Origin of the sequence: Prosthecobacter dejongeii, from assembly GCF_014203045.1 — a bacterium.
Lineage (GTDB): Bacteria > Verrucomicrobiota > Verrucomicrobiia > Verrucomicrobiales > Verrucomicrobiaceae > Prosthecobacter > Prosthecobacter dejongeii.
This window is the reverse complement of sequence record NZ_JACHIF010000011.1, coordinates 61,251-83,334: the sequence shown is the minus strand read 5'-3', so window position 1 is coordinate 83,334 and position 22,084 is coordinate 61,251. Positions and strand designations below refer to the sequence as shown.

Genomic DNA, 22,084 nt, shown 5'->3' with positions numbered 1-22,084 from the left:
GCACTCCCCGTGAGTGCTGGCTAATGATTCACGAGAGTGAGTCTTTGCTATCGGAGCAGTGAACCGGAAAAACACTGTGCTAAACCCTCTTGAGGGTGGTTGCACTGTCTTCTTCTGATTCCATGCCCTCTGCGGCCATCAAGGAACGGAATATTTTTCAGACCATGCCCACCATCAATCAACTCGTCAGACACGGCCGCAAAGATAAAGCGGTGAAGTCGAAGTCGCCTGCGCTTGAAAGCTGCCCGCAGCGTCGCGGCGTTTGCCTTCAGGTCATGACCCGCACGCCTAAAAAGCCAAACTCGGCTTTGCGTAAGGTTGCCAAAGTTCGCCTGACGAACGGCTTCGAAGTTATCGCTTACATCGGTGGTGAAGGCCACAACCTCCAGGAACACAGCATCGTGCTGGTTCGCGGTGGTCGTGTGAAGGATTTGCCGGGTGTTCGTTATCACATTGTTCGCGGTACTCTGGACTGCTTGGGTGTGGACAAGCGCCGTCGTGGCCGTTCCAAGTATGGTGCTAAGCGTCCGAAGAAGGGTGCTGCTGCTGCCGCTCCTGCCAAAGGCAAGAAGTAAGCCTTCGTTGAATTTACCCCTCCTTTAAGCCCACCTCGTCCCCTTACCCGTTATGGCCCGCAGAAAACGCGTTTACGACAAGCCTGTTCACAAAGACTCTCGCTATGATAGCGAGCTTGTGGCTCACCTCATTGCCCGCGTCATGCAGAGCGGCAAAAAGTCTCTCGCTGAGCGCATTGTATATGCAGCCATCGAGCAGCTGAATGAGAAAACCGATTCCATTGATCCTTTGGATCTTTTCAATCGTGCGATCGAAAACGCTAAGCCTAAGGTTGAGGTAAAAGCTCGCCGCGTGGGTGGTGCTACTTACCAGGTTCCTCTGGAAGTGAATCAGTCTCGCTCTGAGTCTCTGGCCATGCGCTGGATTGTTGGTTATGCTCGTGGTCGCAAGGGTGTCCCAATGCACCGTGCGCTGGCAAATGAGCTCAAGGAAGCCTCCACTGGGCAGGGTTCCGCAGTCCGTAAGCGTGACGACGTTCATAAGCAGGCTCAGGCCAACCGCGCGTTCGCTCACTTCCGCTTCTAATCGCGGTTATTCCCATCACGCTGCTCGCTCACACCACACTTCTTCTGTCACATGTCGAATCCTAACTCCCCCAGCCGCGAATATCCTCTGGAGCGCACCCGTAACATCGGGATCTGTGCTCACATTGACGCGGGCAAGACCACTCTGACTGAGCGTATCCTGTTTTACACAGGGATGATTCACAGAATTGGTGAAGTTCATGATGGCGCTGCTACCACCGACTGGATGGAGCAGGAAAAAGAGCGTGGCATCACCATCACTTCCGCCGCTGTAACAGCTCGCTGGAAACAGCTTAAAGAAGAGGGTATCTTCAAGCTGCGTGAGAATGAAGACATGCGTGTCAACATCATTGACACCCCAGGGCACGTGGATTTCACCGCCGAAGTCGAGCGCTCTCTTCGTGTTCTGGATGGTGCAATTTTCGTTCTATGCGGTGTGGCAGGTGTGCAGCCGCAGTCCGAGACAGTCTATCGTCAGGCTGAAAAATACAGCGTTCCTCGTATCGCTTTCGTTAATAAGATGGACCGCACGGGTGCCAACTTTGAAAACGTTGTCAAAGATGTCCGTGAAAAACTGGGGGCCAATGCCTGGCCAATCCTGATTCCGATTGGTGCTGAAGATAATTTGTCTGGCCAGATTGACGTGGTGAACCAGAAAGCCATCATTTACAATGATGATGACCGTTTCGGTTCTACTTACAAAGTTCGTGACCTTGAAGGCGCTGAAATTGCCAAAGCAAAAGAAGCCTACGAAGGTCTGTTGGATCAAGTTTGCAGCCACGATGAAGAAATTGGCATGATGTTCCTCGAAGAACAGCCGATTTCCATTCAGCAGCTCAAAGAAGGCCTTCGCCGTTGCGTGATTGCCAACAAGATCATCCCAATGGCGGGTGGTTCGGCATTCAAGAACAAAGGTGTTCAGTATTTGATCGATGCTGTCATCGACTACCTTCCGGGACCTCTCGACATTGAGCCTCAGAAAGGCCATGTCATTGACGAGCCTGAAAATGAAATCGAGGCGATCCCGGATGACAATGGTAAGTTCATTGCTCTTGGCTTTAAACTTTGGTCTGACAAGTTCGGTCGTTTGGTTTTCTTCCGCGTTTACTCCGGCTGTGTCCGTAAAGGTGACACTATCTACAACCCACGTACCCGTAAGTCTGAGCGCGTTGGCCGTTTGATTCAGATTCAGGCCAGCGTCCACAAGGACATTGATTGCTGTTACTCCGGTGATATCGCTGCTCTCGTTGGTGTGAAAGATGTGCGCACTGGTGACACATTCTGCGATGAAAGCCTGGATGTTCTTCTCGAGCCTCCAACCTTCCCTGAGCCTGTGATCTCCATGGCTGTTGAGCCGAAGACTAAGGGTGACCAGGAAAAAATGGGCAATGCTCTGCAGCGCCTTTCTGAAGAGGATCCAACCTTTTTCGTCAAGACAGACGAAGAGACTGGCCAGACCATCATTGCTGGCATGGGTGAGCTTCACCTTGAAATTCTTTGCGATCGCCTCAAGCGTGAGCACAAAGTGGAAACCAACACAGGTAAGCCACAGATCGCCTACCGTGAGACACTCACACAGGAAGCCGATGGCGATGGCAAGCTTGTCAAGCAGTCTGGTGGTCGTGGTCAGTATGGTCACGTGGTGATCAAGGTCCGTCCTGGTGAAAAAGGTTCTGGTATCGTTGTCGAAAACAAGACTGTTGGCGGCAGCATTCCGAAAGAGTTCATCAACCCATCTAAAGCTGGTTGTATCGAAGCAGCTCTGAATGGCATCATCGCCGGTTATCCCGTGATCGATATGCATATTGATCTGGTGGATGGTTCCAGTCACGATGTGGACTCCAACGAAAACGCTTTCAAGATGGCGGCTATTTTCGCCGTCAAAGATGCTCTGAAAAAAGCTAAGTGCATCCTCCTTGAGCCAATCATGGCTGTTGAAGCTTCTACGCCAGAAGATTATCAAGGTGATATCATGGGTGACCTTAACCGTCGCCGTGGTAAGATCCAGGGTATTGATACCCGCGGTACGACTGCCATCATCCGTGCCGAAGTGCCTCTGGCTGAGATGTTTGGTTACTCTACCACCATCCGCACCCTTTCTTCCGGTCGTGCTAGCTACTCCATGCAGCCTTCCCACTTCGAGCAGGTGCCACAGCAGATCGTTGAGCAGATCGTCGAGCAGCGCGGCGGTGCCAAGAACTAAGACCCTTTAAAAGATAACCATTCACGGACACACGCCATGAGCAATCAGAGAATCAGAATCCGCCTCCGCGCTTACGACTACCGCGTGCTTGATAAGAGCACTGCCGACATCGTAGAGACAGCGAAGCGCACGGGTGCCAAAGTGGCCGGCCCGATCCCTCTTCCGACCCGCATCGAGAAGTTTACCGTGAACCGTTCCCCGCACGTGGACAAAAAGTCCATGGACCAGTTCGAAATCCGTACCCACAAGCGTTTGCTTGACATCGTGGACCCAACATCCCGCACAGTGGATGAGCTGAAGAAGCTCAATCTCCCTTCCGGCGTGGACATCACGATCAAAATCTAGTTCCACTCTTCGAACGACCCCAAGAGGTAAATCACTATGTCTTTAGGATTGATTGGCAAAAAAATCGGCATGACGAAAGTCTATACCGACAAAGGCGAAGCCATCGCCGTCACAGTTGTGGATGTTAGCGGAAACGCTTTGGTCCAGGTGAAACAGGCATCCGGTAAGGATGGTTACAGTGCAGTTCAGCTTGGTTATGATGACCAGAAGGAAAGCCGCATGACCAAGCCGGTGCTGGGCCACTTCAAGAAGCATGGCGTCGCCCCCAAACGCATCATCAAGGAATTCCGTGTGACTTCTGATGATCAGCTCCCTGCTGCTGATGCAAAAATCGATGCTAGCCTTTTCAGCCCTGGTCAGTGGGTGGACGTGATCGGGACGACCAAGGGTAAAGGTTTCCAAGGCGTTGTGAAACGTTGGAACTTTGCTGGTCAACCGCAAACGCACGGTTCCATGATGCATCGTCGTCCAGGTTCCATTGGTTGCCGCTTGACCCCAGGTCTTGTTTGGAAAAACCAGAAGATGCCAGGTCATGACGGTGTGGATCGTGTGACCACCCAGAATTTGAAAGTCATCCAGAGCCGTCCTGAAGAAGGCGTGCTTCTCATCAGCGGAGCTATTCCTGGTAACAAAGGCAGCATCGTCGTGGTGCGCCCTGCCAAGAAAAAGCTTGCTCCAGCCAAGTAACCCCGAGGAATTGAATCATGTCAGCAACCGTACTTTCCACTGAAAGCGCCAAGCAGGCCAGCTTGAACCTCGTTGAGGGTCATCAGGGCAAGCAAGCACTTAACGACGTCCTCGTCGCCTACCGCGCCAACCGTCGCCAGGGTAACGCCCACACTAAATCCCGCGCAGAAGTTTCCGGCTCCGGCTCGAAACTCTGGAATCAGAAGGGCACTGGTAATGCTCGTATGGGCAGCAAGCGCTCCCCAATCTGGTCTGGTGGTGGTGTCGTCTTCGGTCCAAAGACCCGCGATTGGTCCAAGAAGACCACCAAGAACGTTCGTAAGCTCGCCTTCCGCACGGCTCTTACTGCCCGCATTACTGATGGTGGTATCTCCACTATCCCAAGCTTTGCCGTCAGTGACGGCAAGACCAAAAGTTTCGTGAGTGCCGTTTCGGCTCTCTCCACCGCTAAGAAGACTCTGATCGTCGGCGCGTTCGACGAACTGACCTTCCGCTCCGCACGCAACGTGCAGAATGTCCAGCTCATTTCCGCTGAAGAGGTCAATGCAGAACATCTGCTGCTTTATCCGCAGGTTCTGGTGATCGCTGACTCTCTCCCAATCCTTGCCCGGAGGACTGCAGTCTAATATGAAAGATCCGCAAACGATCATCCAAACGATCCGTCTCACTGAGAAAGCCACGATGCTTGGCGAAACGAACAATGAATATGTGTTCGTCGTCCATCCAAGGGCCAACAAGCTTGAGATTAAGCAAGCGGTTGAAAAACACTTCGGCAAGAAAGTTGAAGCTGTCCGCACCGCCAACTATGCAGGCAAAGCCCGTCGCGAACGTCGTGCTGATTCTGGCCGCACCAATCACTGGAAAAAGGCCATCGTGCGTCTGAAAGACGGCGAGCGCATCGACCTCGTGTAATCCTCAATTTCGGTAACCCTTTAAACAGAAAGACGCAGAGCCATGGCGCTGAAAACTTTCAAGCCTAATACCCCGTCCAATCGCTACAAGGAGTGGAACTCCTTTGAGGAGATCACTAAGGACACCCCGCAGCGCAGCCTCACCGTTGCTCTTCGTAAGTCCGGCGGTCGCAATAACACTGGTCGTATCACGACTCGCCACATTGGTGGTGGTCATGAGCGCCGCTACCGTTTGATTGATTTCAAACGTGTCCGCCGTGATGAAGCCGCTAAAGTGATTGCTATCGAATACGATCCTAATCGCTCCGCACGTATTGCACTTGTGGAATACAAGGACGGCCAACGCGCCTACATCCTTGCTCCAAACAACCTCCAGGTGGGTGCAAGTGTGATGGCAGGTGAAAAGGCTGCTCCAGATGTTGGCAATGCCCTTCCTCTGCGCAAAATCCCTCTTGGAACTTCTATCCACAATGTGGAATTGACTCAGGGTCGTGGTGGCGTTGCCGCCCGCGCTGCTGGTCAGGCTGCCATCCTCTCCAACCGTGAAGGTGAATACGCCCTGGTGCGAATGCCTTCTGGCGAAATTCGCAAGATTCACGCTGAGTGCTACGCGACGATCGGTCAGGTCGGCAACACAGAGCACATGAATGTGGTTTCCGGTAAGGCTGGCCGCACACGCTGGCAAGGCACCCGCCCAACCGTCCGTGGTATGTGTATGAACCCGATTGACCACCCGAACGGTGGTGGTGAAGGTCGTTCCAAGTCCGGTGGTGGTCGTCAGCACCTTCTCAGCCCTTGGGGTCATGCGAAGGGTGAGAAGACCCGCAACAAGAAGAAAGCGACGAACAAGTTGATTGTTCAGACTCGCCACGCCAAGAAGTAACCTCTTTTCCGAATCCTGATTCAATAGCCCTATGGCACGCTCACTCAAAAAAGGACCTTTTGTCCAGCAAGCCCTGCTCGACAAAGTGGACAAGCTCAACGACGCGGGACAAAAGCGCCCGGTGAAAACCTGGGCTCGCAGTTCGATGATCACTCCTGACCTTGTCGGTCACACCTTCTTGGTGCACAACGGTAAGGACTTCGTGAGCGTTTACGTCACGGAAAACATGGTGGGACACCGTCTCGGCGAATTCGCTTTGACTCGTATATTCAAGGGCCATGGCGCGCATACCGTGAAGGCTGCTAAGTAATCTTTAAAAGCGCATCGTTTACTTCTGAATTTCATGTTTTCTCGTCTTCATCACCATCTAGCCCGGCGCGCTTCGCTGCTTTTTGCAGCGGTGGCAGTGTTAGGTGGTGCGCAGGCGCAGACAGCTTTTGAAGTTCAGGAGTTGAACATGACTTTGCAGGTTGCTGCTCAGAAGATTCAAGCTCTGGAAGCCCAGGTAGCGGCTTCAAAAGACAAAACCGATGCACTGACGCAAAGCGCGGCTGCTGCAAACCAGGAAGCCAACGAGCTCAAAGATCGCTATGAGAGACTTCGTAGTCTCCTTGAAGGTCTTGGCATCGCGGCTCTGGAAAACTCAACCGATCAGACGCAGGGGCGTCTGCTCTCTTCTCTTAGCGATCTTCGGATTGCTGAAACTTCTCGACAAAAGCTGGCTGACAGCTTGATGGAGCTAGCCGAGGCCTCTCTGCAGTTCGCTAAAACGGTGCAAACACCGGATGCAGCTTCCAGTGACCGCCTTTCGAAGGCTCTTTCTAAAGCTGAAGCAGTTCTTACTGCGGCAGCAACCCCTAGCAGCGAAGCTTCTAGTGAGCCCGCTAATCTGCAAGACGCTCGCATTGTAAGTCTTAAGCCAGATCTTGGCATTGCCGTTTTGTCAGTTGGATCCCGTGATGGCGTAAAGCCTGGGATGCCATTTGAAATTTATCGCGAGGACAAACCCATCGCAAAAATCCTCGTCACTGAAGTGCGCAGCTCTGTAAGCGGTGCAGTGGTTCAGGAGTTAGCAAACGCAGCTGATCCGGTGAAGGTCGGAGACAGAGGCAAAGTGGATATCAACAGATCATTCTAAGGTTATGGAAGTGCGTTCAATCTATAAATACGCCCGCATCTCGTCGCAGAAGGCGCGTCAAGTCACACGGGCAATCACCGGTATGCCGGTGTCACAAGCTCTCAGCGTTCTCGACTTCACTCCGAAGAAGGCAGCGTTCCTTGTGGGCAAAGTTCTTCGTTCGGCAGTCGCCAACGCAGAAAACAATCATGAACTGGATGCCGATGAACTCGTCGTCCGCAGTGCCGTCGCTACTCCAGGGCCAGCCCTGAAGCGCATCACGCCACGTGCACGCGGTTCTGCATCTCCAATCAAAAAACGCATGACACACATTACCGTCGTGCTCGGCGCCAAACCGGAAGAGGCTGAAAAGCCTGTCCGTAAAAATCGGTCTGCTAAGGCCAAAGTCGCCGCCGAATAATCACTCAGACACCACACACTGATTTATGGGACAGAAAGTTAATCCAATCGGCTTCCGCCTCGCGGTCTCTAAAGACTGGCGCTCTAAGTGGTACGCTCCTGAGAAAGAATACGCTGATGCTCTGCACAGCGACCTTGCTATCCGCAAGTACCTCAAGGAAAAGCTCATGCAGGCAGCCTTGTCGAAGATCATCATTGAACGCGCCTGGAACCAGGTCCGCGTGACTCTTCACACAGCCCGCCCAGGTCTTGTGATCGGCCGTAAAGGCCAGGAGATCGAAGTGATGAGCCAGAAGGTCTCTGAAATGTGTGGTGGCAAGCAGGTGAAGATTGACATCTTCGAAATCAAGCAGCCAGAACTTGATGCTCAGCTTATTGCTGAAAGCGTTGCTGTTCAGCTTGAACGCCGTATTTCTTTCCGCCGTGCAATGAAGCGTGCTGTGCAGACCGCTATGGATATGGGTGGCGAAGGCATTCGTATCCGTGTTGCCGGACGTCTCGGTGGTGCTGACATTGCTCGCGCTGAGCAGTATCGCCAGGGTAAGGTACCTCTTCAGACGCTGCGTATCCCGATTGATTATGGCTTCACTGAAGCTCGCACGGTTTACGGTATCATCGGAGTTAAAGTTTGGATGAATCGTGGCAACGCTCCTGAAAACACCACACCTCGCAACGACCGCCGCCGTGAGCGTGGTGATCGTGGTGGTGACCGCAACAGCGGTGGTGGTGGCGCCGGCGGCATCGGACGCCGCGGTGGTGAGCGCTCCGGCCCCCCACGTTATCAACAGGGAGGCCAGTCCTCCTACCAGCAGTCCCAGGCTCCAGCTCCTCAGCCAGAAGCCGCTCCTGCCGCAGCTCAGTAATTTTCAAAGTAACCCCCTTTTCAGGATTCCCAACAGGAGTTGACCTATGGCCCTTCTTCCAAGTCGTGTAAAACATCGCAAGACCCAGCGTGGTAGCCGCTCTGGCACCGCATCCCGTGGCAACAAACTCGACTTCGGTGAGTTTGGATTGCAGACACTGGATCGTGGCTGGATCAAAAACAATCAGATCGAAGCTTGCCGTGTTGCGATCAACCGTTTCCTCAAGCGTAAAGGCAAGGTGTTTATCCGCATTTTCCCTCACAAGCCAGTCACAGCCCGTCCACCTGAAACCCGAATGGGTAAAGGTAAAGGTTCTCCTGAATTTTGGGTGGCTGTGGTGCTTCCTGGTCACATGCTCTTTGAAATCTCCGGTGTGAACGAGGCTACTGCCCGTGAAGCCAGCCGTCTCGCGGCTAATAAACTTGGCCTGCGCACACGCTTCGTGAGCCGTGCCGCTTCCATCTAATTCCTCGCACCTGACCATCATGAAGATCAAAGAACTCCGTGAACTGTCTGTCGAAGAGCTCAACGCCCGTCGTCGTGAGCTGCGCCAGGAAATGCTGAACCTTCGTCTGCAACAGCAGAGCGGCCAGCTTGAAAACCCATCCCGCCTGAAAGTCCTTCGTCGTGAAGTGGCTCGCATTGAGACCGTCATCACGGATCGTGCTCATGCCGTCGCCAACAAGGCAGCTTAAGGCTCTACTGAAATCCCCCTGACCTTTTTCCAAAATCATGAGTGAGGCTACAACCGCAGAAGCGCAACCTATCAAAGCCCCCGTCCGCAAGGAACGTGTTGGCATGGTGGTTTCCGACAAGATGAACAAGACCATTGTGGTCGAGGTGGAGCGCCGCGTGCCACACCCACGTTTCAAGAAAATCATTCGCAAAACTTCCAAGTTCTATGCGCATGATGAAAGTGAACAGGCGAAAGTGGGTGACAAAGTGCTCATCGTCGAATGCCGCCCGCTGAGCAAGCTTAAGCGCTGGAACCTGGTCGAAGTGCAGAAGCACTAACCAGACTGAAACAGTTCAACCCATTCATCTGAGGAAGAAAAGTTATGTTGCAAATGGAGTCGTCAATTCCGGTGGCCGATAACACCGGTGCCCGAGTCGCCAAAATGATCGGCGTGCTCGGCAAGAAGAATACCCGTTTCGCTTACGTCGGTGATATCATCACTGCACACGTTCGTGAATCCACCCCGACCGCCAGCGTTAAAAAGGGCGAAGTCGTCCGCGCTGTGGTCGTGCGCACCGCTCACCCAATCCGCCGCAATGATGGCTCGATCCTCCGCTTCGACCGGAACGCAATCGTTATCATTGACAAAGACAACAATCCTAAAGGAACTCGCATCTTCGGTCCTGTAGCTCGTGAGCTGCGCGACAAAAACTTCATGAAGATCGTCTCCCTTGCCCCTGAAGTGCTATGAGCCAGATCAAGACCCACGTCAAAAAAGGCGACACTGTCGTCGTCACCTCCGGTGCCCATAAAGGTGCACAGGGCACCATCATCGAAGTGCAAACCGCTAAGAACCGTGTTCTTGTTGAAGGTGTACGCATGATTAAGAAGACTGTAAAGCCTTCTCAGGAGCGCCCAAACGGTGGTATTATCGAGCAAGAAGGCCCGATTCACATCTCCAACGTCAAACTTGCTGAAACAAAAGCAAAAACGACGAAGAAGACAGTTGCGAAGAAGAAGTAAGTCAACGAATATGCTCACCCCCTTTGTTTCGCGCCCCGTCTTCGCGTGGCCTGCAAAGGAAAGGAAGCTCAGCCAAATCTGATCCATGGAACCCCTGCTGCAAAAGCTCTATAAAGATACCGTTCGCGATGCGCTCAAAGCGCAGCTCGCTCTCGAAAACGTTCATCAAGTCCCTAAGCTTGAGAAGATTGTCATCAACTGCTCCGTTGGCTCCCAAGGTGAGCGCAAGCAGGCGATTGAAGATGCTGTTAACGAAGTGACTTTGATCACCGGTCAGAAGCCTGTCATTACTCTCTCGAAAAAGGCCATCGCCAACTTCAAATTGCGTGAAGGTGAGGCTGTCGGTGTGAAGGTGACTCTTCGTGGCACTCGCATGTATGACTTTTTGATGCGTTTGGTCAAGACAGCTGTGCCACGTATTCGTGACTTTCGCGGTGTTGCTCCAAAAGCTTTTGATGGCCGTGGCAATTACACTTTGGGCATCAGTGACCAGTCCATTTTCCCAGAGATCGAGCTCGACAAAGTCAAGCGCACCCTGGGTTTCGATATCACTTTCGTGACCTCGACCAATAGCGATGATCATGCGCGTGAATTGCTGCGCGCTCTCGGCATGCCTTTCCGTGGCAAAACCGCTCAGGCCAAGCCTGGTGAGTCCGCCGAAGCCGCCGCTTAATCCTAACAGCCGATATTCCGCGTCCCATGACTGACCCGATTTCCGATTTCCTTACCCGCATCCGCAATGCAGCCTCTGCTGGCCAGCAGGAAGTGTTCGTGCCCTTCTCTAAAATGAAGGCTGAGCTTTCCCGTATCTTGCAAGAAGAAGGCTACATCTGGAGCTACGAAGTGGATACGAAGGAGACCCATCCTCGTCTCAAACTGAAACTCAAGTACCAGGGCAAGTCCCCGGTCATCCGCAGCCTGACTCGTATCAGCAAGCCTGGTCTGCGTAAATATGTTGGCTCCACCGAGATCCCTCGCGTGCTCGGCGGCCTTGGCATCTCTATCCTGTCCACATCCCGCGGCATCATGACTGGTGCCCGTGCGAAGAAAGCCAAAGTGGGCGGCGAACTTCTGGCGCAAATCTGGTAACACGAGGATCATCATCATGTCACGAGTCGGTAAACAACCCATTTCTCTCCCGGACAAGGTCACCGTGCAGATCAGCGCCACTGGTGGCGTGGTCGTCGAAGGACCCAAGGGCAAACTCACCTGGACGCTCCCTGAGGGCGTTACAGTGACTAACGAAGGCAAAGAGCTTTCTGTCACACGTTCTAGCGAAGACCGCACAGTTCGCGCAATGCATGGCACCAGCCAGCGTTTGATCAGCAACATGATCGAAGGCGTAAGCAAGGGATACACAAAGAACCTTGAAATTCACGGCGTCGGTTTCCGCGCTGCGGTGAAGGGTAATGTGATTGACCTGAACTTGGGCCAGTCGCATCCGCGTCTCCATCCGATCCCAGCAGGTGTGAAAGTCACTGTGGCAGATAACACCAAGATCGCGATCGAAGGTATTGACAAGCAGGTCGTCGGGCAGCTCGCCGCTGATATCCGCGCCTATTACCCACCAGAGCCTTACAAGGCCAAAGGGGTTCGTTATGCAGGCGAGCAAATCCGCCGGAAGGCAGGCAAGAGTGTGAAGTAATAGGAGGAAAGTCATCATGGCAGCGAAGAACCGCAAACTTACCCGCTCGCGTATCCACGCGCGCATCCGCAAGACCCTCAGTGGCACTCCTCAGCGTCCACGTTTGGCAGTTTATTTTTCGAACTCCAACGTGTATGCTCAGCTGATTGACGACGTGGCAGGCAAGACCCTAGTGTCTGCTTCCACGAAGGAAAAAGGCTTTGGCGAAAGCCGCGCTAACAGCGTCACCGCCGCTAAGGTGGGGCAGACTGTGGCTGAGCGTGCTTTGGCAGCTAATATCACAGCCGTGGTTTTCGATCGCGGTGGCTTCACCTACCACGGCAAAGTGAAAGCGCTTGCCGACGCCGCCCGCGAAAAAGGTTTGAAATTCTAATCTCGACGAATCCCATTTATGGCAGCAGCTACATTCAGTCCCGCTAACGGCGAATCCTCTGGCGATTCCCGCCCGGACTCCATTGAAAAAGTGGTGCACATCAATCGATGCGCCAAGGTCGTTAAAGGTGGTCGTCGTTTCAGTTTCTCCGCACTTGTCGTCGCTGGTGACCAGCAGGGCAAAGTGGGTTGGGGTTTTGGTAAAGCTAACGAAGTCGCAGATGCGATCAAGAAGGCGACTGAAGCTTCCCGCAAGAATATGAATCGCGTTCACCTGAATAATAACACGATCCCTCATGAAGTGATCGGTGAACACGGTGGTGGTTGCATCATGCTTAAGCCTGCAACTCCTGGTACTGGCATCATTGCTGGTGGTGGAGCCCGCGCTGTGCTGGAAGCCGCTGGTGTGAAAGACGTGATCGGCAAGTCGCTAGGTTCCAGCAATCACGCCAACGTTGTCAAGGCCACCCTGGCTGCTCTCGGCGCCCTGCGTCCGAAAGACGAAATCCTGCGTGCTCGCGGTAAAGAGATCAAAGAGAAGAAAGCTCTGTAATTGATCCCCAAGTTCAAAGTTTAATTTTCAAATCAGTATGCAACTCCAAGACGTCAAACCTCGCCCAGGGGCGAAAAAGCGCCGCAAGCGTATCGGGTGCGGTGAAAGCTCCGGCCACGGCAAGACTTCCTGTAAAGGACACAAGGGTCAAAAAGCCCGTGCAGGTGCCGGTATCCGTCCAGGCTTCGAAGGTGGCCAGATGCCTCTTCACCGTCGTCTCCCCAAAAAGGGTTTCAGCAATGCTCAGTTCCGCGATGTCTATGAAGTCGTGAACGTGAGTGCTTTGAATGCCTTCGAAGACGGCACGGTGATCAATGAAGTTCTGCTTCGTGAGAGCAACATTGTTAACCGTAACTGCGATGCGATTAAGATCCTGGGTTCTGGTGACCTCAGCCGCAAGCTGACCATCGAAATCAAGAATGTCAGCGCCTCGGCCCGCGAGAAGATCGAGAAGGCTGGCGGCTCAGTCGCAGCTTGATCATTTAAGATCTAACTCAACCCGTCAGCGGGCCAGTCACCAATCAACCTTTTCGGTTGTTAGATGGCTAGGCCCGCTTTCTTATACTCCCCTTTCTCATGATTTCTGCTTTTGCTAACAGCTTCAAAGTCCCAGACCTGCGTTCCCGAATTCTGTTCACGCTGGCGATGATCGTCATCGTCCGCATCGGTGCTTCTATCACCCTTCCAGGGGTAGATGTCACTGTGCTGGATGAGTGGATCAAAACTCGCACAGCGGACGCCGGTTCAGGTGCTGCTCAAGTGGCTGCGTTGCTGAATGTGTTCAGTGGCGGTGGCCTGCAAAACTGTGCCATCTTTGCTCTGGGCATTATGCCCTACATCAGCGCATCAATCATGTTACAGCTCCTTACTGCTGTGGTGCCACGTTTGAGTAAGATGGCTCGAGAAGATGGTGGACGGCAGAAGATCACACAATATACGCGAATCGCGACGATCGTGCTTTGCCTTTTCCAGGGTTATTTGCTGGCGCAGTCATTGCAAAATCCAGGTCAAAATATTTTCTTGGGCGGGCTGAATGAGACGATTGAGCGTCTTCAGCGTCCTTTGGTTCCTGACTTTGGCTTTTGGAGCTTTGTGTTTCCTTCAGTGATCACGATTACAGCAGGAACGATGTTGATGATGTGGTTGGGAGAAATGATCACCGACCGGGGGATTGGTAACGGAGTCTCTTTGCTGATCTGTGTGAACATCGTCTCGGATCTTCCTGGTGCGATGGTGCAGGTGTGGCAGACCTACGTAGGTAACGTGGATGGTGACATGAGTAAGCCCGCTACCTTGGTGCTCCTCCTGGCGTTTATGATCCTGGTGATCGCTGGTGTGATTGCGCTGACCCAGGCGACGCGTAGAATCGTCATTCAGTACGCTAAGCGCGTGGTGGGCCGCAAGGTCTATGGTGGTCAGACTCAGTATCTGCCTCTGAAGATCAATTATTCTGGTGTGATGCCGATTATTTTCGCCCAGGCAATCTTGCTTTTCCCATCTTCCATCATCGCTTCGATGTTCCCTGATGTGGGTTGGGTGCAGCGCTTTTCTCAGGCGATTGCTTCCGGCTGGATCTATTATGGTCTTTCTGCAGCTCTGATTTTCTTCTTTAGTTATTTCTGGGTAGCGACCATGTTCCAGCCAACCCAGATCTCTGAAGATCTCAAGAAGAGTGGCGGTTACATCCCTGGCATTCGTCCAGGTAAGCCGACGGCTGATTTCTTGGATTTCACGATGAGCCGCCTGACTTTTGCGGGGGCCATCTTCCTGACGGCTCTTTATGTCATGCCTGGTGTCATTAGTGCCTTGCTGGGCATCGCACCTCAGACGGCGCAGTTTTTCGGTGGCACCAGCCTTCTCATTTTGGTGGGTGTTGTCCTGGACGTGATGCGTCAGATCGAAACTCACTTGCTCAAGAGCCACTATGATGGCTTCCTGAAGAAGGGTCGTATTCGTGGCCGCTTTGATCGGATGCAGCAGACTGGTGAAGTGGCCAACCCGACCACCGTTGCCGTTCTTTGGACCGGTATCGCCCTGATCACTCTTTTGGGAGTGGCTTGGCTGATCTACAACAAAGGCATGTGATTTGATCCATGGGACTCCTCAGCAGTAGCAAAATTCCGATCCGCCACGGCGTTCAGCAACAGGGGATTCGCGAAGCCTGTCAAATGGCCCGTGATATCCTTTTGAAGACGGCAGCTCAGGCTCATGTCGGTGTGACCACTGGAGAAGTGGATCGGTTTGCGGCTGCTGAGATGAAAGCCCGTGGATGTAAAAGTGCCTTTCTAGGCTACAGGAAGTTTCCTGGGCACATTTGTATCTCGATCAATGAGGAGGTGGTTCATGGCATCGGTGGGCCACGTGTCATTCAAGATGGCGATATTGTGAAAATCGATGTCGGGATTGAATACAATGGCTGGATTGGTGATAACGCTCTCACCGTTCCTATGGGTAATGTTGCCAAAGAAACGTTGCATCTGTTAGCGGCCACGGAGGAGTCTTTGCATGCAGCTATCAGGCACGCACGTGATGGTTGGATGCTAGGTGACCTTTGCGCTTCGGTTGAGGAGCACGTGATTCAGTATGGTTACACGGTTGTCCGTGAGTTTGTGGGTCATGGTGTTGGGCGGAAGCTTCATGAAGAGCCCCAAATCCCGAATTACGGAACGAAAGGGGATCGTCCCCGTCTGAAATCCGGGATGACGTTGGCTATCGAACCTATGATCAATATGGGAACGGGCAAAACACGAGTCCTTTCCGATAATTGGACAGCGATTACTCAGGATCGTAAACCGAGTGCTCATTTCGAGCATGTTGTTTTGGTGACAGATAAAGAGCCTGAGATCCTGACATTCCGCAAGCGCATGTTCCCAAAGGGAGTCAATGATTTGACACCCTTACCTGTGAGTGAGTTGTTCTGATTCATTTGTATTTTCCAAAAAGGCCCTCATTCAGAGGGCTTTTTTTTATTCAATGGTACTGACAGGGCTCTATGAGCTTCTTATTTACTGAACACTTTTCTTGTCATCGGATAGTCTCATGAAGGCCTGAGGAAAACGGAGGCCGAAGTGTTCGCTCCCTTCAGTTATCATACTGAGGTGGTGCTATAATTTAGACTAGATGGGTGGATTCTGTGATCGAACGAGAAGCTCTTTATTCATGGCTTTAATCGTCATGTCATGCCGCATGTTTTCAGTAGGATTTCACCGGCCAACTGAAAAAATAACAAGTTCTTCCCATTTTAAAAACCATATCCGAACATGGTGAAGGATGGTGATGACGTGAATATTTCTGCCAGTGGGATCTCGCCACCCTGATGAAAATCCGGATTATTTCTCCCGGCTGCACATCTGTGTGCTTCCTGCTTCTTTCACGCCTACATTGATGAATGATTGAGGTCACATTTGAGGCCTTTAGAGTGTTAAAACTTGGTGGTCATGTTCTGACCCCTTTTCGTCTCGTGCCTTGTATTTGAACTGATTTCCAAAAACCTTTTCCGATAAGCGCCGACGGGGCGGGACGGTTGTCGTTCACCGCAAGCTGGACTTGGCTGTTATCGTCAAGATTGCAGCCTGAGCTTTGGTCTTGCCACCCATCGCACCGCGCCCACCTTTTCAATCAGGCCCTCTTTTTGGAAATTGGTCTTGGATCCATAAGTCGAAGGTTTGGTTTCAAGTCTTTTCTTGTCGGACGGCGTGCCGTGGAGGGCTTGCTGCTAAAATTGGAGAAGGTGATGGAGAAAGTGTGAATTTCATCCAGCCGTGGGCCTTTGGCGCTTTGAAAACATGGCTGCCAAGTCTGTCTTATCTGTCGTTTCTTTAATGCATCTGTTTTATTGATTTTTTGAAGAGGAGGCTCGCTTCCATGTTGGGTTTGGCTGACTAGTCTTTCGAGATTTGGCTTTTTAATCGGTCGCCTTTCTATTGTTTGGCCTCACGGAGGACTTACTCCGTGTTTCACATAAAGGCAGTGTGGGATTGTTTTTGAACGCTTTGTATTCTGAGATCTCTAAGCTTTAGAATAATGTTAAGGTTTCTTTAATAAGATTGCAAATTTGGTAGGATTCTTGGAAATGAATGAGCTTAGAGCTCAATTACGGGCATTTTCTCAAATGTGATATGTTTGGAATTTTTCAAGACCACTAAAATCTGCAAGAATAGGCTTGATGTCATGGTAATTATATAGCAACTTCGACTCAATTCTGATTTTGCTTAGTTGTTCACAATGACAGGCAGCAATCTTCATTTTTACCACAATACTTTTTATGGCTGAATTAACCTCCCCTGAACTCATGACGGTCAAAGAGACTGCTGAGTATCTTCGCATTCCCCTGCCTACCGTTTATTATCTTGTTCAGCGTGGTCAGTTGCCTGCTGTCCAGATTGGTGGACGGTGGCGTATCAAACGCAGTCTTTTGGATCGTGACGTGCTGCGTAAAGAGGACGAGTCAGGTCAGCCCACCGTGATGGTTGTTGACGATGACCCTGCTTTGCAGGCTTTATTTAAGCAATTTTTAAAGAAAGCAGGCTTTGGACGTTTGGTCGTTGGCACGGGTGCTGAGGCTATCAGTATGGCCAAGAAGCAGCGCTTTGATTTTGTTTTCCTGGATTTGAAGCTTCCGGATGTCCCTGGAGATGAAGTCTATTCCCAGCTCAAGGAGATGTATCCGGATCTGCCCATCGTGGTCATCACAGGCTATCCAGATAGTGAAATCCTGAGTCGCATTCTTTCTCATGGACCCGTGACTGTCATCAAGAAGCCGATCGAGTATGATCAGCTTAACAAGGCTGTGAAGCAGCTCGGTCATAAAGGAGCTGAGGTTTAAAGCCTGAATGCCGTGGAGACTTTCGTGATCAAGCGATACGGAAGATCTCCACGGGCTCGGAAATTCCTTTGAGTTGCATGACGGGAAGGGGGGCGATGGGAGTGGTGGATGATAAACTCCGGGCAGTTTCTGCATCCACGACGATTTCACCTGCTTGGGCGATGCTGCAAAGACGCGAGGCTAAGTTGACCCGATGTCCGATGACGGTGTAGCTGAGGCGTTGGTCTGAGCCCATGCAGCCAGCGACGACATTGCCGGTGGCGATGCCGATGCCGATTTCCAGTGGGTGACGGCATTTTTGATTGAGGTGGTGACGTGCTTTGAGCATGGCTTGGGCGCAATCGACGGCTCGTTGAGAATCGTGCCCCGTGGTGATGGGGGCGCCGAAGAGGACCATGATGAGGTCTCCCACAAATTTATCCACAATGCCCCCGTGGTTATAGGCGACTTGAGTGAGCAGAGTCATGTGCTCGTTGAGAAGATCGATGACTTCATGGGGTGGCATTCTCTCAGTCAGAGCGGTAAAGCCTCGAATGTCACAAAAGAGCATCGCTACATCTCTTAATTCTCCGCCCAAGGCTTCTCGATTTTCGATCAAGCGTTCAGCCACCGTTCGATCTGCGACGGCATTGAGAATGCTGCGATACTTTTCTTGGAGTGCCAAGCCTGCGGCCATGTCATTGAAGGCATGGGCAAGGAGGCCGACTTCATCTCGCGTGACGGGGACTCGGACGTCGTAATTGCCGCGTTCAATCTCCTGAGTGGCTGTGACGAGGGTCCGGATGGGACCTGAGAGACTGCGAGAGATGAGCATGACGAGCACGAAAGCGACGAGAAGGGTGATGATGGCTAAGCTGATGGCGCTGCGGCGAAGATCCAGAATCTCTCTCTGGAGTGAGGCGAGGGGATATAGATTGACCTGAAGAGCTTTAGGAAAAGGACTGTCTGGGTTGAGAATTCGGTAAATGAGCCGATGCTGACTATGACCGATAGAGAGAAGGATCTCTTGATTGTCTTCGGATGAATGCACGAGGGCGTTTGCGAGGGCTTTTTCGATGACGTTTTTTTGGTCTTCAGGAACTGTGGAAGAGACGAGTTTTCCCTCGATGAAGATGCCCCCCATGATTTCGCCGTAGTCACTGCGGCGCGTTTGTTCATACAGGATGCGGTCTGCGATGGCAGGGAGGGGCAGGCCGAAGACGAAGGCACCTAGAAAGGTCTGGGTCTGAGGATCTCTGACTGGGGTGATGAAAACCTCGCGCACTTGTTCGGCGCGACGTTCGCCGGCTTCGACCAGTAAATAACCGACTTCTTGCTGTTTAAGGATTTCTTCAAATTTGCGATCGCTGAGCCAGGGTATTCGGTCTGAGTTGCGCCGGAGCTGTAGGGTTTCATTCGCTTGCCCTGGGAAGGGGATCGTATTGCTACGGGTGCGTGAATTGATGACAAATTGGCCTTCGGCATTGATGAGGGTAATGAAAGGCGCAGATTGGCCGCTATTCGTAGAACGCGAGGGTTCTCGAAACGGGCGTTTGTGATCTTCTTTGCGTTCATGGGGCTGTGTGGTGAGCCTGCCGATGTTGGTGAATTCACTTTGGAGTCGTTCTTGGGCGAGGGATTCCAAGGCCGGGCGGAGGTCTCTCCCTGCTTTGGCGTAGTCACCTTCTTTCATCGCTGCGATCAGTTCGGTTTTTTGCGCCATGCGCTCCAGAACTGTTGAGAGGGCGTGAAAACGCCGATCTTTGGCGAGGGTAACTGCGCTGATTTGGCTCTCAAATTGTTCCTCAAAGAGGTGCTGATAGGTGGCGCTGAATTTCCATTCGGCCAGCAGGAGAGCTCCCGTGGTCACGGCGGCGACGACAGGAAAGATCGTCAAGATGAGCTTCGCTCGAAAACTGGAAAAGAGTTTCATGGAGGCAGCTCCTAGATGGTGCTGCAGGCTTTAACTCCATGTCGAGCCGAAAGCTGCGCTGGAGGGTCAAACTCTTTTCGGTGAGGCTACTTTTTGACGCGTTTCATGCGGAAGCTGCCTTTATCCAAAGCGCACTCGTAGGTGGCGTGGAAGTCATCACCTTTGACCGTTCCTTGGTAGGTGTAGAGGCCGCCTGCCCAACTGGGCATCTGGTGCTGGCCCTGGAACTGTAGTTGACCTGCGGGCGTGGCTGGGGTCACGCGGTGGTCCACACGATAAGCGCCGCTAAGGATGCCAGCCCAGGTGGCGTGATAATGAAAGGCGTGATCTCCCTCTTTGTTTTTAGTGGGGCCCACGACGCTGCGCAGGCGGCCGTGATGGCCATTGGATTCGCTCTGCCAGGTGCCTTCCCAGGCACCTTCGATGCCTTCGGTCACAGGAGCCCGGAGGGCGGCTTTCCACTCGCGGTTGAAGCCGAGGGAGCAAGAACTGAGGAGGACGGAGAGGCCGAGGAGAAAAAGCAAGCGTGTCATGATGAGGGCAAAAACGCTCTCAATCGGCTCATTCGCTCAGGCAAATGAGGGTTTTTAGACGCCGACCTGGGCGCGCACTTGGTCAGGCGAAATGCCGCGAAGTTGGAAGACCCTGAGAAGGGTGTCTTCGATAAGGTTGTTCGGGCAAGAGGCTCCGGCGGTGATGCCAATGGTGACGGGGCCGTCTTCAGCCAGTTTAGTGGAATAACTGGTTTTTTCCGCTTTCAAGTGGAGGTCAAAGTGGACGATCTGCTCCAGAGATGTCAGGCACTCGGCTGTACGAATGAAGAATGTGGGAAGCTGTTGCTCGCCGATTTCCACAAGGTGGGTGGTATTGGAGCTGTTGTAACCACCGACGACGAGCAGTACATCGAGAGGCTGCTGGAGGAGAAGAAAGAGGGAGTCTTGACGCTCCTGGGTGGCTCCGCAGATGGTATCGAAGACCTGGAAATTCTTTTGTGTGGCGTCGTTGCCATCACGGTCTTCGATGGCCTTTTGAAGGCGGCGCTGGATTTCTTCCGTCTCGGACTTCAGCATGGTGGTCTGATTGGCCACTCCGATGCGCTGGAGATGTAGGTCGGGATCAAACCCTTCGGAAAGGGCGCTGGCACCTTTGAAGCGTTCTAGAAAGAGGGCTTTATCGCCGCCATGGCGGATGTATTCGCAGACGTAATCCACGTCTGAAAGGGTGAGAACGACGAGGTAATGGCCATTGCCTTGGTCGCCTAATGCGCGGGAGGAAGTGGCGCGGGTTTCTTCATGGCTGGCTTTGCCATGGATAATGGAGGTGAAATCGTTCTTGGCGTAGTTACGCACGCGCTTCCAAACGCTCATGACATCCCCACAGGTGGTATCGACAACCATGCAGCCGCGTTCGGCGATGATTTTCATCAGCTTGGTCTCCGCGCCAAAAGCGGGCACGATGACGACATCGTCACTGTTCAGCTTGGCCAGTTCTTCCTCATGCTGACTGACGGGGATGCTGACGATGCCCATCTCGGTGAGCTGACGATTGACCTCGGGATTGTGAATGATTTCCCCGAGGAGAAAAACGCGCCGGTCTGCAAAGACACGGCGCGCGGCATAGGCGAGATCAATGGCACGCTCCACCCCATAACAAAACCCAAAATCGCGGGCCAGACGGACCGTGGTATTGCCAATTTGAATCACGCTGCCTTGGACGCGGATGGCCTCGACCAAGGTGCTGCGATAATGGGTCTCCACCTCTGCCTGCACACGTTCCATGACTTCCGGCGTGCGTACGTTGACACGGCGGGCGGCGGGAGCTGAAGGGGTAGCAGACATGAGTGGAGACGGAATCAGGGGAGGGGAGCTATCAGAGAGGGCTCAGCTTAGTAAGTGTAAATTTTGCCTTTTTTGGCATCTTCGAAGACCTGCTGGCTCAGCATGTAGTTCATCGGAGGGTCTGCCAGAGTGGAGTCATCCAGCACGGGGAGGGTCTTGCCGATGGTGGCGTCTTCAGGATGGCTGGAGGCGATGATCAGAGGAGCGCCCTGGGGGACCATGGAGAAGATTTTCTGCGCGGACTTGATGGGCAGGCGGACGCAACCGTGGGTGCAAGGGTAGGGTTTCACCCAGCCCCAGTGCATGCCGTAGGCGGTCTTGAACTCCATCCAAAAGCTCATCGGGTAACCTGCGCCTGGGCTGCTCTGGCGGCGGCGGTTTGCCTGCTTGCTGTAAATGCGGAAAGTGCCATGAGGGGTCGGGGTGCTGGCAGTGCCGACCGAGCAAGGGGTGGCGAGGAGGACTTCATTGCCCTGCATGACGTACACGCGCTGGGCGCTGGTGCTAAGCTTCACCTTCACGGCGGAAGGATTGGTGACGGCCTTGGCAGGTGGGTCAAAGCTGGTAGAGAAATTACCGCGCTTTTTGGTGGCGCAGCTGCTCATGGTAGCGGCCACCGCGACGAGGGCGATGGCTTGGAGGAGACGACGTGGGGTAGTGGCTTTCATGCAGGGGAGGAAATGGTTAGCATGCTCTAGCCGTGTCTCCACT

The 22,084-nt window shown here is 52.9% G+C and carries 30 protein-coding genes; 26 read left to right on the top strand and 4 right to left on the bottom strand.

The window, feature by feature from the left end:
• The first annotated feature begins 164 nt into the window (after positions 1-164).
• The 26 genes from rpsL to HNQ64_RS20765 all read left to right on the top strand — a co-directional run bounded on the left by rpsL (position 165) and on the right by HNQ64_RS20765 (position 17,623).
• Positions 165-575 carry a 30S ribosomal protein S12 gene (gene rpsL, locus HNQ64_RS20890; protein WP_133797536.1) on the top strand — a complete coding sequence of 137 codons (411 nt, stop codon included), beginning with the start codon at positions 165-167 and terminating at the stop codon, positions 573-575.
• A gap of 52 nt (positions 576-627) precedes the next feature.
• Positions 628-1,101: a 30S ribosomal protein S7 gene (gene rpsG, locus HNQ64_RS20885; RefSeq protein ID WP_184212389.1), complete on the top strand. Its 474-nt coding sequence runs from the start codon at positions 628-630 to the stop codon at positions 1,099-1,101.
• 51 nt (positions 1,102-1,152) lie between these two features.
• Positions 1,153-3,303, top strand: coding sequence for an elongation factor G (gene fusA / locus HNQ64_RS20880; protein WP_184212387.1), 2,151 nt, complete (start codon positions 1,153-1,155; stop codon positions 3,301-3,303).
• Positions 3,304-3,339: 36 nt separating this feature from the next.
• Entirely contained in the window at positions 3,340-3,648 is a 309-nt protein-coding gene (gene rpsJ / locus HNQ64_RS20875) for a 30S ribosomal protein S10 (protein ID WP_133797533.1), read from the top strand.
• 36 nt (positions 3,649-3,684) lie between these two features.
• Positions 3,685-4,335, top strand: coding sequence for a 50S ribosomal protein L3 (rplC, locus tag HNQ64_RS20870; RefSeq protein WP_184212385.1), 651 nt, complete (start codon positions 3,685-3,687; stop codon positions 4,333-4,335).
• A gap of 17 nt (positions 4,336-4,352) precedes the next feature.
• The gene (gene rplD / locus HNQ64_RS20865) at positions 4,353-4,961 is read left to right on the top strand and encodes a 50S ribosomal protein L4 (RefSeq protein WP_184212383.1); all 609 of its coding nucleotides are present in this window, start codon (positions 4,353-4,355) and stop codon (positions 4,959-4,961) included.
• A 1-nt stretch (position 4,962) separates the two neighbouring features.
• On the top strand, positions 4,963-5,247 hold the full coding sequence (gene rplW, locus HNQ64_RS20860) for a 50S ribosomal protein L23 (protein ID WP_184212381.1): 285 nt from the start codon (positions 4,963-4,965) through the stop codon (positions 5,245-5,247).
• 42 nt (positions 5,248-5,289) lie between these two features.
• Positions 5,290-6,129, top strand: coding sequence for a 50S ribosomal protein L2 (gene rplB, locus HNQ64_RS20855; protein WP_184212379.1), 840 nt, complete (start codon positions 5,290-5,292; stop codon positions 6,127-6,129).
• A 31-nt stretch (positions 6,130-6,160) separates the two neighbouring features.
• The gene (rpsS, locus tag HNQ64_RS20850) at positions 6,161-6,439 is read left to right on the top strand and encodes a 30S ribosomal protein S19 (protein WP_184212377.1); all 279 of its coding nucleotides are present in this window, start codon (positions 6,161-6,163) and stop codon (positions 6,437-6,439) included.
• A gap of 33 nt (positions 6,440-6,472) precedes the next feature.
• Positions 6,473-7,267: a hypothetical protein gene (locus tag HNQ64_RS20845; RefSeq protein ID WP_184212375.1), complete on the top strand. Its 795-nt coding sequence runs from the start codon at positions 6,473-6,475 to the stop codon at positions 7,265-7,267.
• Positions 7,268-7,271: 4 nt separating this feature from the next.
• Positions 7,272-7,667 carry a 50S ribosomal protein L22 gene (rplV, locus tag HNQ64_RS20840; protein ID WP_184212373.1) on the top strand — a complete coding sequence of 132 codons (396 nt, stop codon included), beginning with the start codon at positions 7,272-7,274 and terminating at the stop codon, positions 7,665-7,667.
• Positions 7,668-7,692: 25 nt separating this feature from the next.
• Positions 7,693-8,529 (top strand): 30S ribosomal protein S3, encoded by an 837-nt coding sequence (gene rpsC / locus HNQ64_RS20835; protein ID WP_184212364.1) that lies wholly within the window; start codon positions 7,693-7,695, stop codon positions 8,527-8,529.
• A gap of 46 nt (positions 8,530-8,575) precedes the next feature.
• On the top strand, positions 8,576-8,995 hold the full coding sequence (rplP, locus tag HNQ64_RS20830) for a 50S ribosomal protein L16 (RefSeq protein WP_184212362.1): 420 nt from the start codon (positions 8,576-8,578) through the stop codon (positions 8,993-8,995).
• Between the two features lie 19 nt (positions 8,996-9,014).
• The gene (gene rpmC, locus HNQ64_RS20825) at positions 9,015-9,224 is read left to right on the top strand and encodes a 50S ribosomal protein L29 (RefSeq protein ID WP_184212360.1); all 210 of its coding nucleotides are present in this window, start codon (positions 9,015-9,017) and stop codon (positions 9,222-9,224) included.
• A gap of 37 nt (positions 9,225-9,261) precedes the next feature.
• Complete coding sequence (gene rpsQ, locus HNQ64_RS20820) at positions 9,262-9,543, top strand: 30S ribosomal protein S17 (RefSeq protein ID WP_184212357.1); 282 nt, start codon at positions 9,262-9,264, stop codon at positions 9,541-9,543.
• Positions 9,544-9,587: 44 nt separating this feature from the next.
• On the top strand, positions 9,588-9,956 hold the full coding sequence (gene rplN, locus HNQ64_RS20815) for a 50S ribosomal protein L14 (protein ID WP_133797521.1): 369 nt from the start codon (positions 9,588-9,590) through the stop codon (positions 9,954-9,956).
• On the top strand, positions 9,953-10,228 hold the full coding sequence (gene rplX / locus HNQ64_RS20810) for a 50S ribosomal protein L24 (RefSeq protein WP_184212355.1): 276 nt from the start codon (positions 9,953-9,955) through the stop codon (positions 10,226-10,228). The genes rplN and rplX overlap by 4 nt, the downstream gene beginning before the upstream one ends.
• 85 nt (positions 10,229-10,313) lie before the next feature.
• Positions 10,314-10,901 (top strand): 50S ribosomal protein L5, encoded by a 588-nt coding sequence (gene rplE / locus HNQ64_RS20805; RefSeq protein WP_184212353.1) that lies wholly within the window; start codon positions 10,314-10,316, stop codon positions 10,899-10,901.
• 26 nt (positions 10,902-10,927) lie between these two features.
• A complete protein-coding gene (gene rpsH, locus HNQ64_RS20800) occupies positions 10,928-11,317 on the top strand; it encodes a 30S ribosomal protein S8 (protein ID WP_184212351.1) in 390 nt (129 codons plus the stop codon).
• Positions 11,318-11,333: 16 nt separating this feature from the next.
• Positions 11,334-11,873: a 50S ribosomal protein L6 gene (gene rplF / locus HNQ64_RS20795; RefSeq protein WP_184212349.1), complete on the top strand. Its 540-nt coding sequence runs from the start codon at positions 11,334-11,336 to the stop codon at positions 11,871-11,873.
• A 16-nt stretch (positions 11,874-11,889) separates the two neighbouring features.
• Positions 11,890-12,246, top strand: a complete 357-nt coding sequence (gene rplR, locus HNQ64_RS20790; protein WP_221305521.1) for a 50S ribosomal protein L18 — start codon at positions 11,890-11,892, stop codon at positions 12,244-12,246.
• Positions 12,247-12,264: 18 nt separating this feature from the next.
• Positions 12,265-12,798 carry a 30S ribosomal protein S5 gene (gene rpsE, locus HNQ64_RS20785; RefSeq protein ID WP_184212347.1) on the top strand — a complete coding sequence of 178 codons (534 nt, stop codon included), beginning with the start codon at positions 12,265-12,267 and terminating at the stop codon, positions 12,796-12,798.
• Between the two features lie 37 nt (positions 12,799-12,835).
• On the top strand, positions 12,836-13,276 hold the full coding sequence (gene rplO / locus HNQ64_RS20780) for a 50S ribosomal protein L15 (protein WP_184212345.1): 441 nt from the start codon (positions 12,836-12,838) through the stop codon (positions 13,274-13,276).
• A gap of 98 nt (positions 13,277-13,374) precedes the next feature.
• Positions 13,375-14,883: a preprotein translocase subunit SecY gene (gene secY / locus HNQ64_RS20775; protein WP_184212343.1), complete on the top strand. Its 1,509-nt coding sequence runs from the start codon at positions 13,375-13,377 to the stop codon at positions 14,881-14,883.
• Between the two features lie 8 nt (positions 14,884-14,891).
• Positions 14,892-15,719 (top strand): type I methionyl aminopeptidase, encoded by an 828-nt coding sequence (gene map, locus HNQ64_RS20770; protein WP_184212341.1) that lies wholly within the window; start codon positions 14,892-14,894, stop codon positions 15,717-15,719.
• 1,343 nt (positions 15,720-17,062) lie between these two features.
• Entirely contained in the window at positions 17,063-17,623 is a 561-nt protein-coding gene (locus HNQ64_RS20765; protein WP_184212340.1) for a response regulator, read from the top strand.
• Between the two features lie 28 nt (positions 17,624-17,651).
• Here HNQ64_RS20765 and HNQ64_RS20760 read toward each other — a convergent pair whose 3' ends face one another.
• The 4 genes from HNQ64_RS20760 to HNQ64_RS20745 form a co-directional block, all read right to left on the bottom strand.
• Positions 17,652-19,535, bottom strand: a complete 1,884-nt coding sequence (locus HNQ64_RS20760; protein WP_184212338.1) for an adenylate/guanylate cyclase domain-containing protein — start codon at positions 19,533-19,535, stop codon at positions 17,652-17,654.
• Between the two features lie 86 nt (positions 19,536-19,621).
• On the bottom strand, positions 19,622-20,068 hold the full coding sequence (locus HNQ64_RS20755) for a hypothetical protein (RefSeq protein WP_184212336.1): 447 nt from the start codon (positions 20,066-20,068) through the stop codon (positions 19,622-19,624).
• Between the two features lie 54 nt (positions 20,069-20,122).
• Positions 20,123-21,373, bottom strand: a complete 1,251-nt coding sequence (locus tag HNQ64_RS20750) for a 4-hydroxy-3-methylbut-2-enyl diphosphate reductase (RefSeq protein WP_184212334.1) — start codon at positions 21,371-21,373, stop codon at positions 20,123-20,125.
• A gap of 47 nt (positions 21,374-21,420) precedes the next feature.
• Positions 21,421-22,041 (bottom strand): L,D-transpeptidase, encoded by a 621-nt coding sequence (locus HNQ64_RS20745; protein ID WP_184212332.1) that lies wholly within the window; start codon positions 22,039-22,041, stop codon positions 21,421-21,423.
• Positions 22,042-22,084 lie beyond the last annotated feature (43 nt).

What these genes read in the sequence shown, in the direction of transcription:
- rpsL (WP_133797536.1), top strand. Translation starts at nt 165, where the DNA reads ATGCCCACCATCAATCAACTCGTCAGACACGGCCGCAAAGATAAAGCG.
- rpsG (WP_184212389.1), top strand. Translation starts at nt 628, where the DNA reads ATGGCCCGCAGAAAACGCGTTTACGACAAGCCTGTTCACAAAGACTCT.
- fusA (WP_184212387.1), top strand. Translation starts at nt 1,153, where the DNA reads ATGTCGAATCCTAACTCCCCCAGCCGCGAATATCCTCTGGAGCGCACC.
- rpsJ (WP_133797533.1), top strand. Translation starts at nt 3,340, where the DNA reads ATGAGCAATCAGAGAATCAGAATCCGCCTCCGCGCTTACGACTACCGC.
- rplC (WP_184212385.1), top strand. Translation starts at nt 3,685, where the DNA reads ATGTCTTTAGGATTGATTGGCAAAAAAATCGGCATGACGAAAGTCTAT.
- rplD (WP_184212383.1), top strand. Translation starts at nt 4,353, where the DNA reads ATGTCAGCAACCGTACTTTCCACTGAAAGCGCCAAGCAGGCCAGCTTG.
- rplW (WP_184212381.1), top strand. Translation starts at nt 4,963, where the DNA reads ATGAAAGATCCGCAAACGATCATCCAAACGATCCGTCTCACTGAGAAA.
- rplB (WP_184212379.1), top strand. Translation starts at nt 5,290, where the DNA reads ATGGCGCTGAAAACTTTCAAGCCTAATACCCCGTCCAATCGCTACAAG.
- rpsS (WP_184212377.1), top strand. Translation starts at nt 6,161, where the DNA reads ATGGCACGCTCACTCAAAAAAGGACCTTTTGTCCAGCAAGCCCTGCTC.
- HNQ64_RS20845 (WP_184212375.1), top strand. Translation starts at nt 6,473, where the DNA reads ATGTTTTCTCGTCTTCATCACCATCTAGCCCGGCGCGCTTCGCTGCTT.
- rplV (WP_184212373.1), top strand. Translation starts at nt 7,272, where the DNA reads ATGGAAGTGCGTTCAATCTATAAATACGCCCGCATCTCGTCGCAGAAG.
- rpsC (WP_184212364.1), top strand. Translation starts at nt 7,693, where the DNA reads ATGGGACAGAAAGTTAATCCAATCGGCTTCCGCCTCGCGGTCTCTAAA.
- rplP (WP_184212362.1), top strand. Translation starts at nt 8,576, where the DNA reads ATGGCCCTTCTTCCAAGTCGTGTAAAACATCGCAAGACCCAGCGTGGT.
- rpmC (WP_184212360.1), top strand. Translation starts at nt 9,015, where the DNA reads ATGAAGATCAAAGAACTCCGTGAACTGTCTGTCGAAGAGCTCAACGCC.
- rpsQ (WP_184212357.1), top strand. Translation starts at nt 9,262, where the DNA reads ATGAGTGAGGCTACAACCGCAGAAGCGCAACCTATCAAAGCCCCCGTC.
- rplN (WP_133797521.1), top strand. Translation starts at nt 9,588, where the DNA reads ATGTTGCAAATGGAGTCGTCAATTCCGGTGGCCGATAACACCGGTGCC.
- rplX (WP_184212355.1), top strand. Translation starts at nt 9,953, where the DNA reads ATGAGCCAGATCAAGACCCACGTCAAAAAAGGCGACACTGTCGTCGTC.
- rplE (WP_184212353.1), top strand. Translation starts at nt 10,314, where the DNA reads ATGGAACCCCTGCTGCAAAAGCTCTATAAAGATACCGTTCGCGATGCG.
- rpsH (WP_184212351.1), top strand. Translation starts at nt 10,928, where the DNA reads ATGACTGACCCGATTTCCGATTTCCTTACCCGCATCCGCAATGCAGCC.
- rplF (WP_184212349.1), top strand. Translation starts at nt 11,334, where the DNA reads ATGTCACGAGTCGGTAAACAACCCATTTCTCTCCCGGACAAGGTCACC.
- rplR (WP_221305521.1), top strand. Translation starts at nt 11,890, where the DNA reads ATGGCAGCGAAGAACCGCAAACTTACCCGCTCGCGTATCCACGCGCGC.
- rpsE (WP_184212347.1), top strand. Translation starts at nt 12,265, where the DNA reads ATGGCAGCAGCTACATTCAGTCCCGCTAACGGCGAATCCTCTGGCGAT.
- rplO (WP_184212345.1), top strand. Translation starts at nt 12,836, where the DNA reads ATGCAACTCCAAGACGTCAAACCTCGCCCAGGGGCGAAAAAGCGCCGC.
- secY (WP_184212343.1), top strand. Translation starts at nt 13,375, where the DNA reads ATGATTTCTGCTTTTGCTAACAGCTTCAAAGTCCCAGACCTGCGTTCC.
- map (WP_184212341.1), top strand. Translation starts at nt 14,892, where the DNA reads ATGGGACTCCTCAGCAGTAGCAAAATTCCGATCCGCCACGGCGTTCAG.
- HNQ64_RS20765 (WP_184212340.1), top strand. Translation starts at nt 17,063, where the DNA reads ATGGCTGAATTAACCTCCCCTGAACTCATGACGGTCAAAGAGACTGCT.
- HNQ64_RS20760 (WP_184212338.1), bottom strand. Translation starts at nt 19,535, where the DNA reads ATGAAACTCTTTTCCAGTTTTCGAGCGAAGCTCATCTTGACGATCTTT.
- HNQ64_RS20755 (WP_184212336.1), bottom strand. Translation starts at nt 20,068, where the DNA reads ATGACACGCTTGCTTTTTCTCCTCGGCCTCTCCGTCCTCCTCAGTTCT.
- HNQ64_RS20750 (WP_184212334.1), bottom strand. Translation starts at nt 21,373, where the DNA reads ATGTCTGCTACCCCTTCAGCTCCCGCCGCCCGCCGTGTCAACGTACGC.
- HNQ64_RS20745 (WP_184212332.1), bottom strand. Translation starts at nt 22,041, where the DNA reads ATGAAAGCCACTACCCCACGTCGTCTCCTCCAAGCCATCGCCCTCGTC.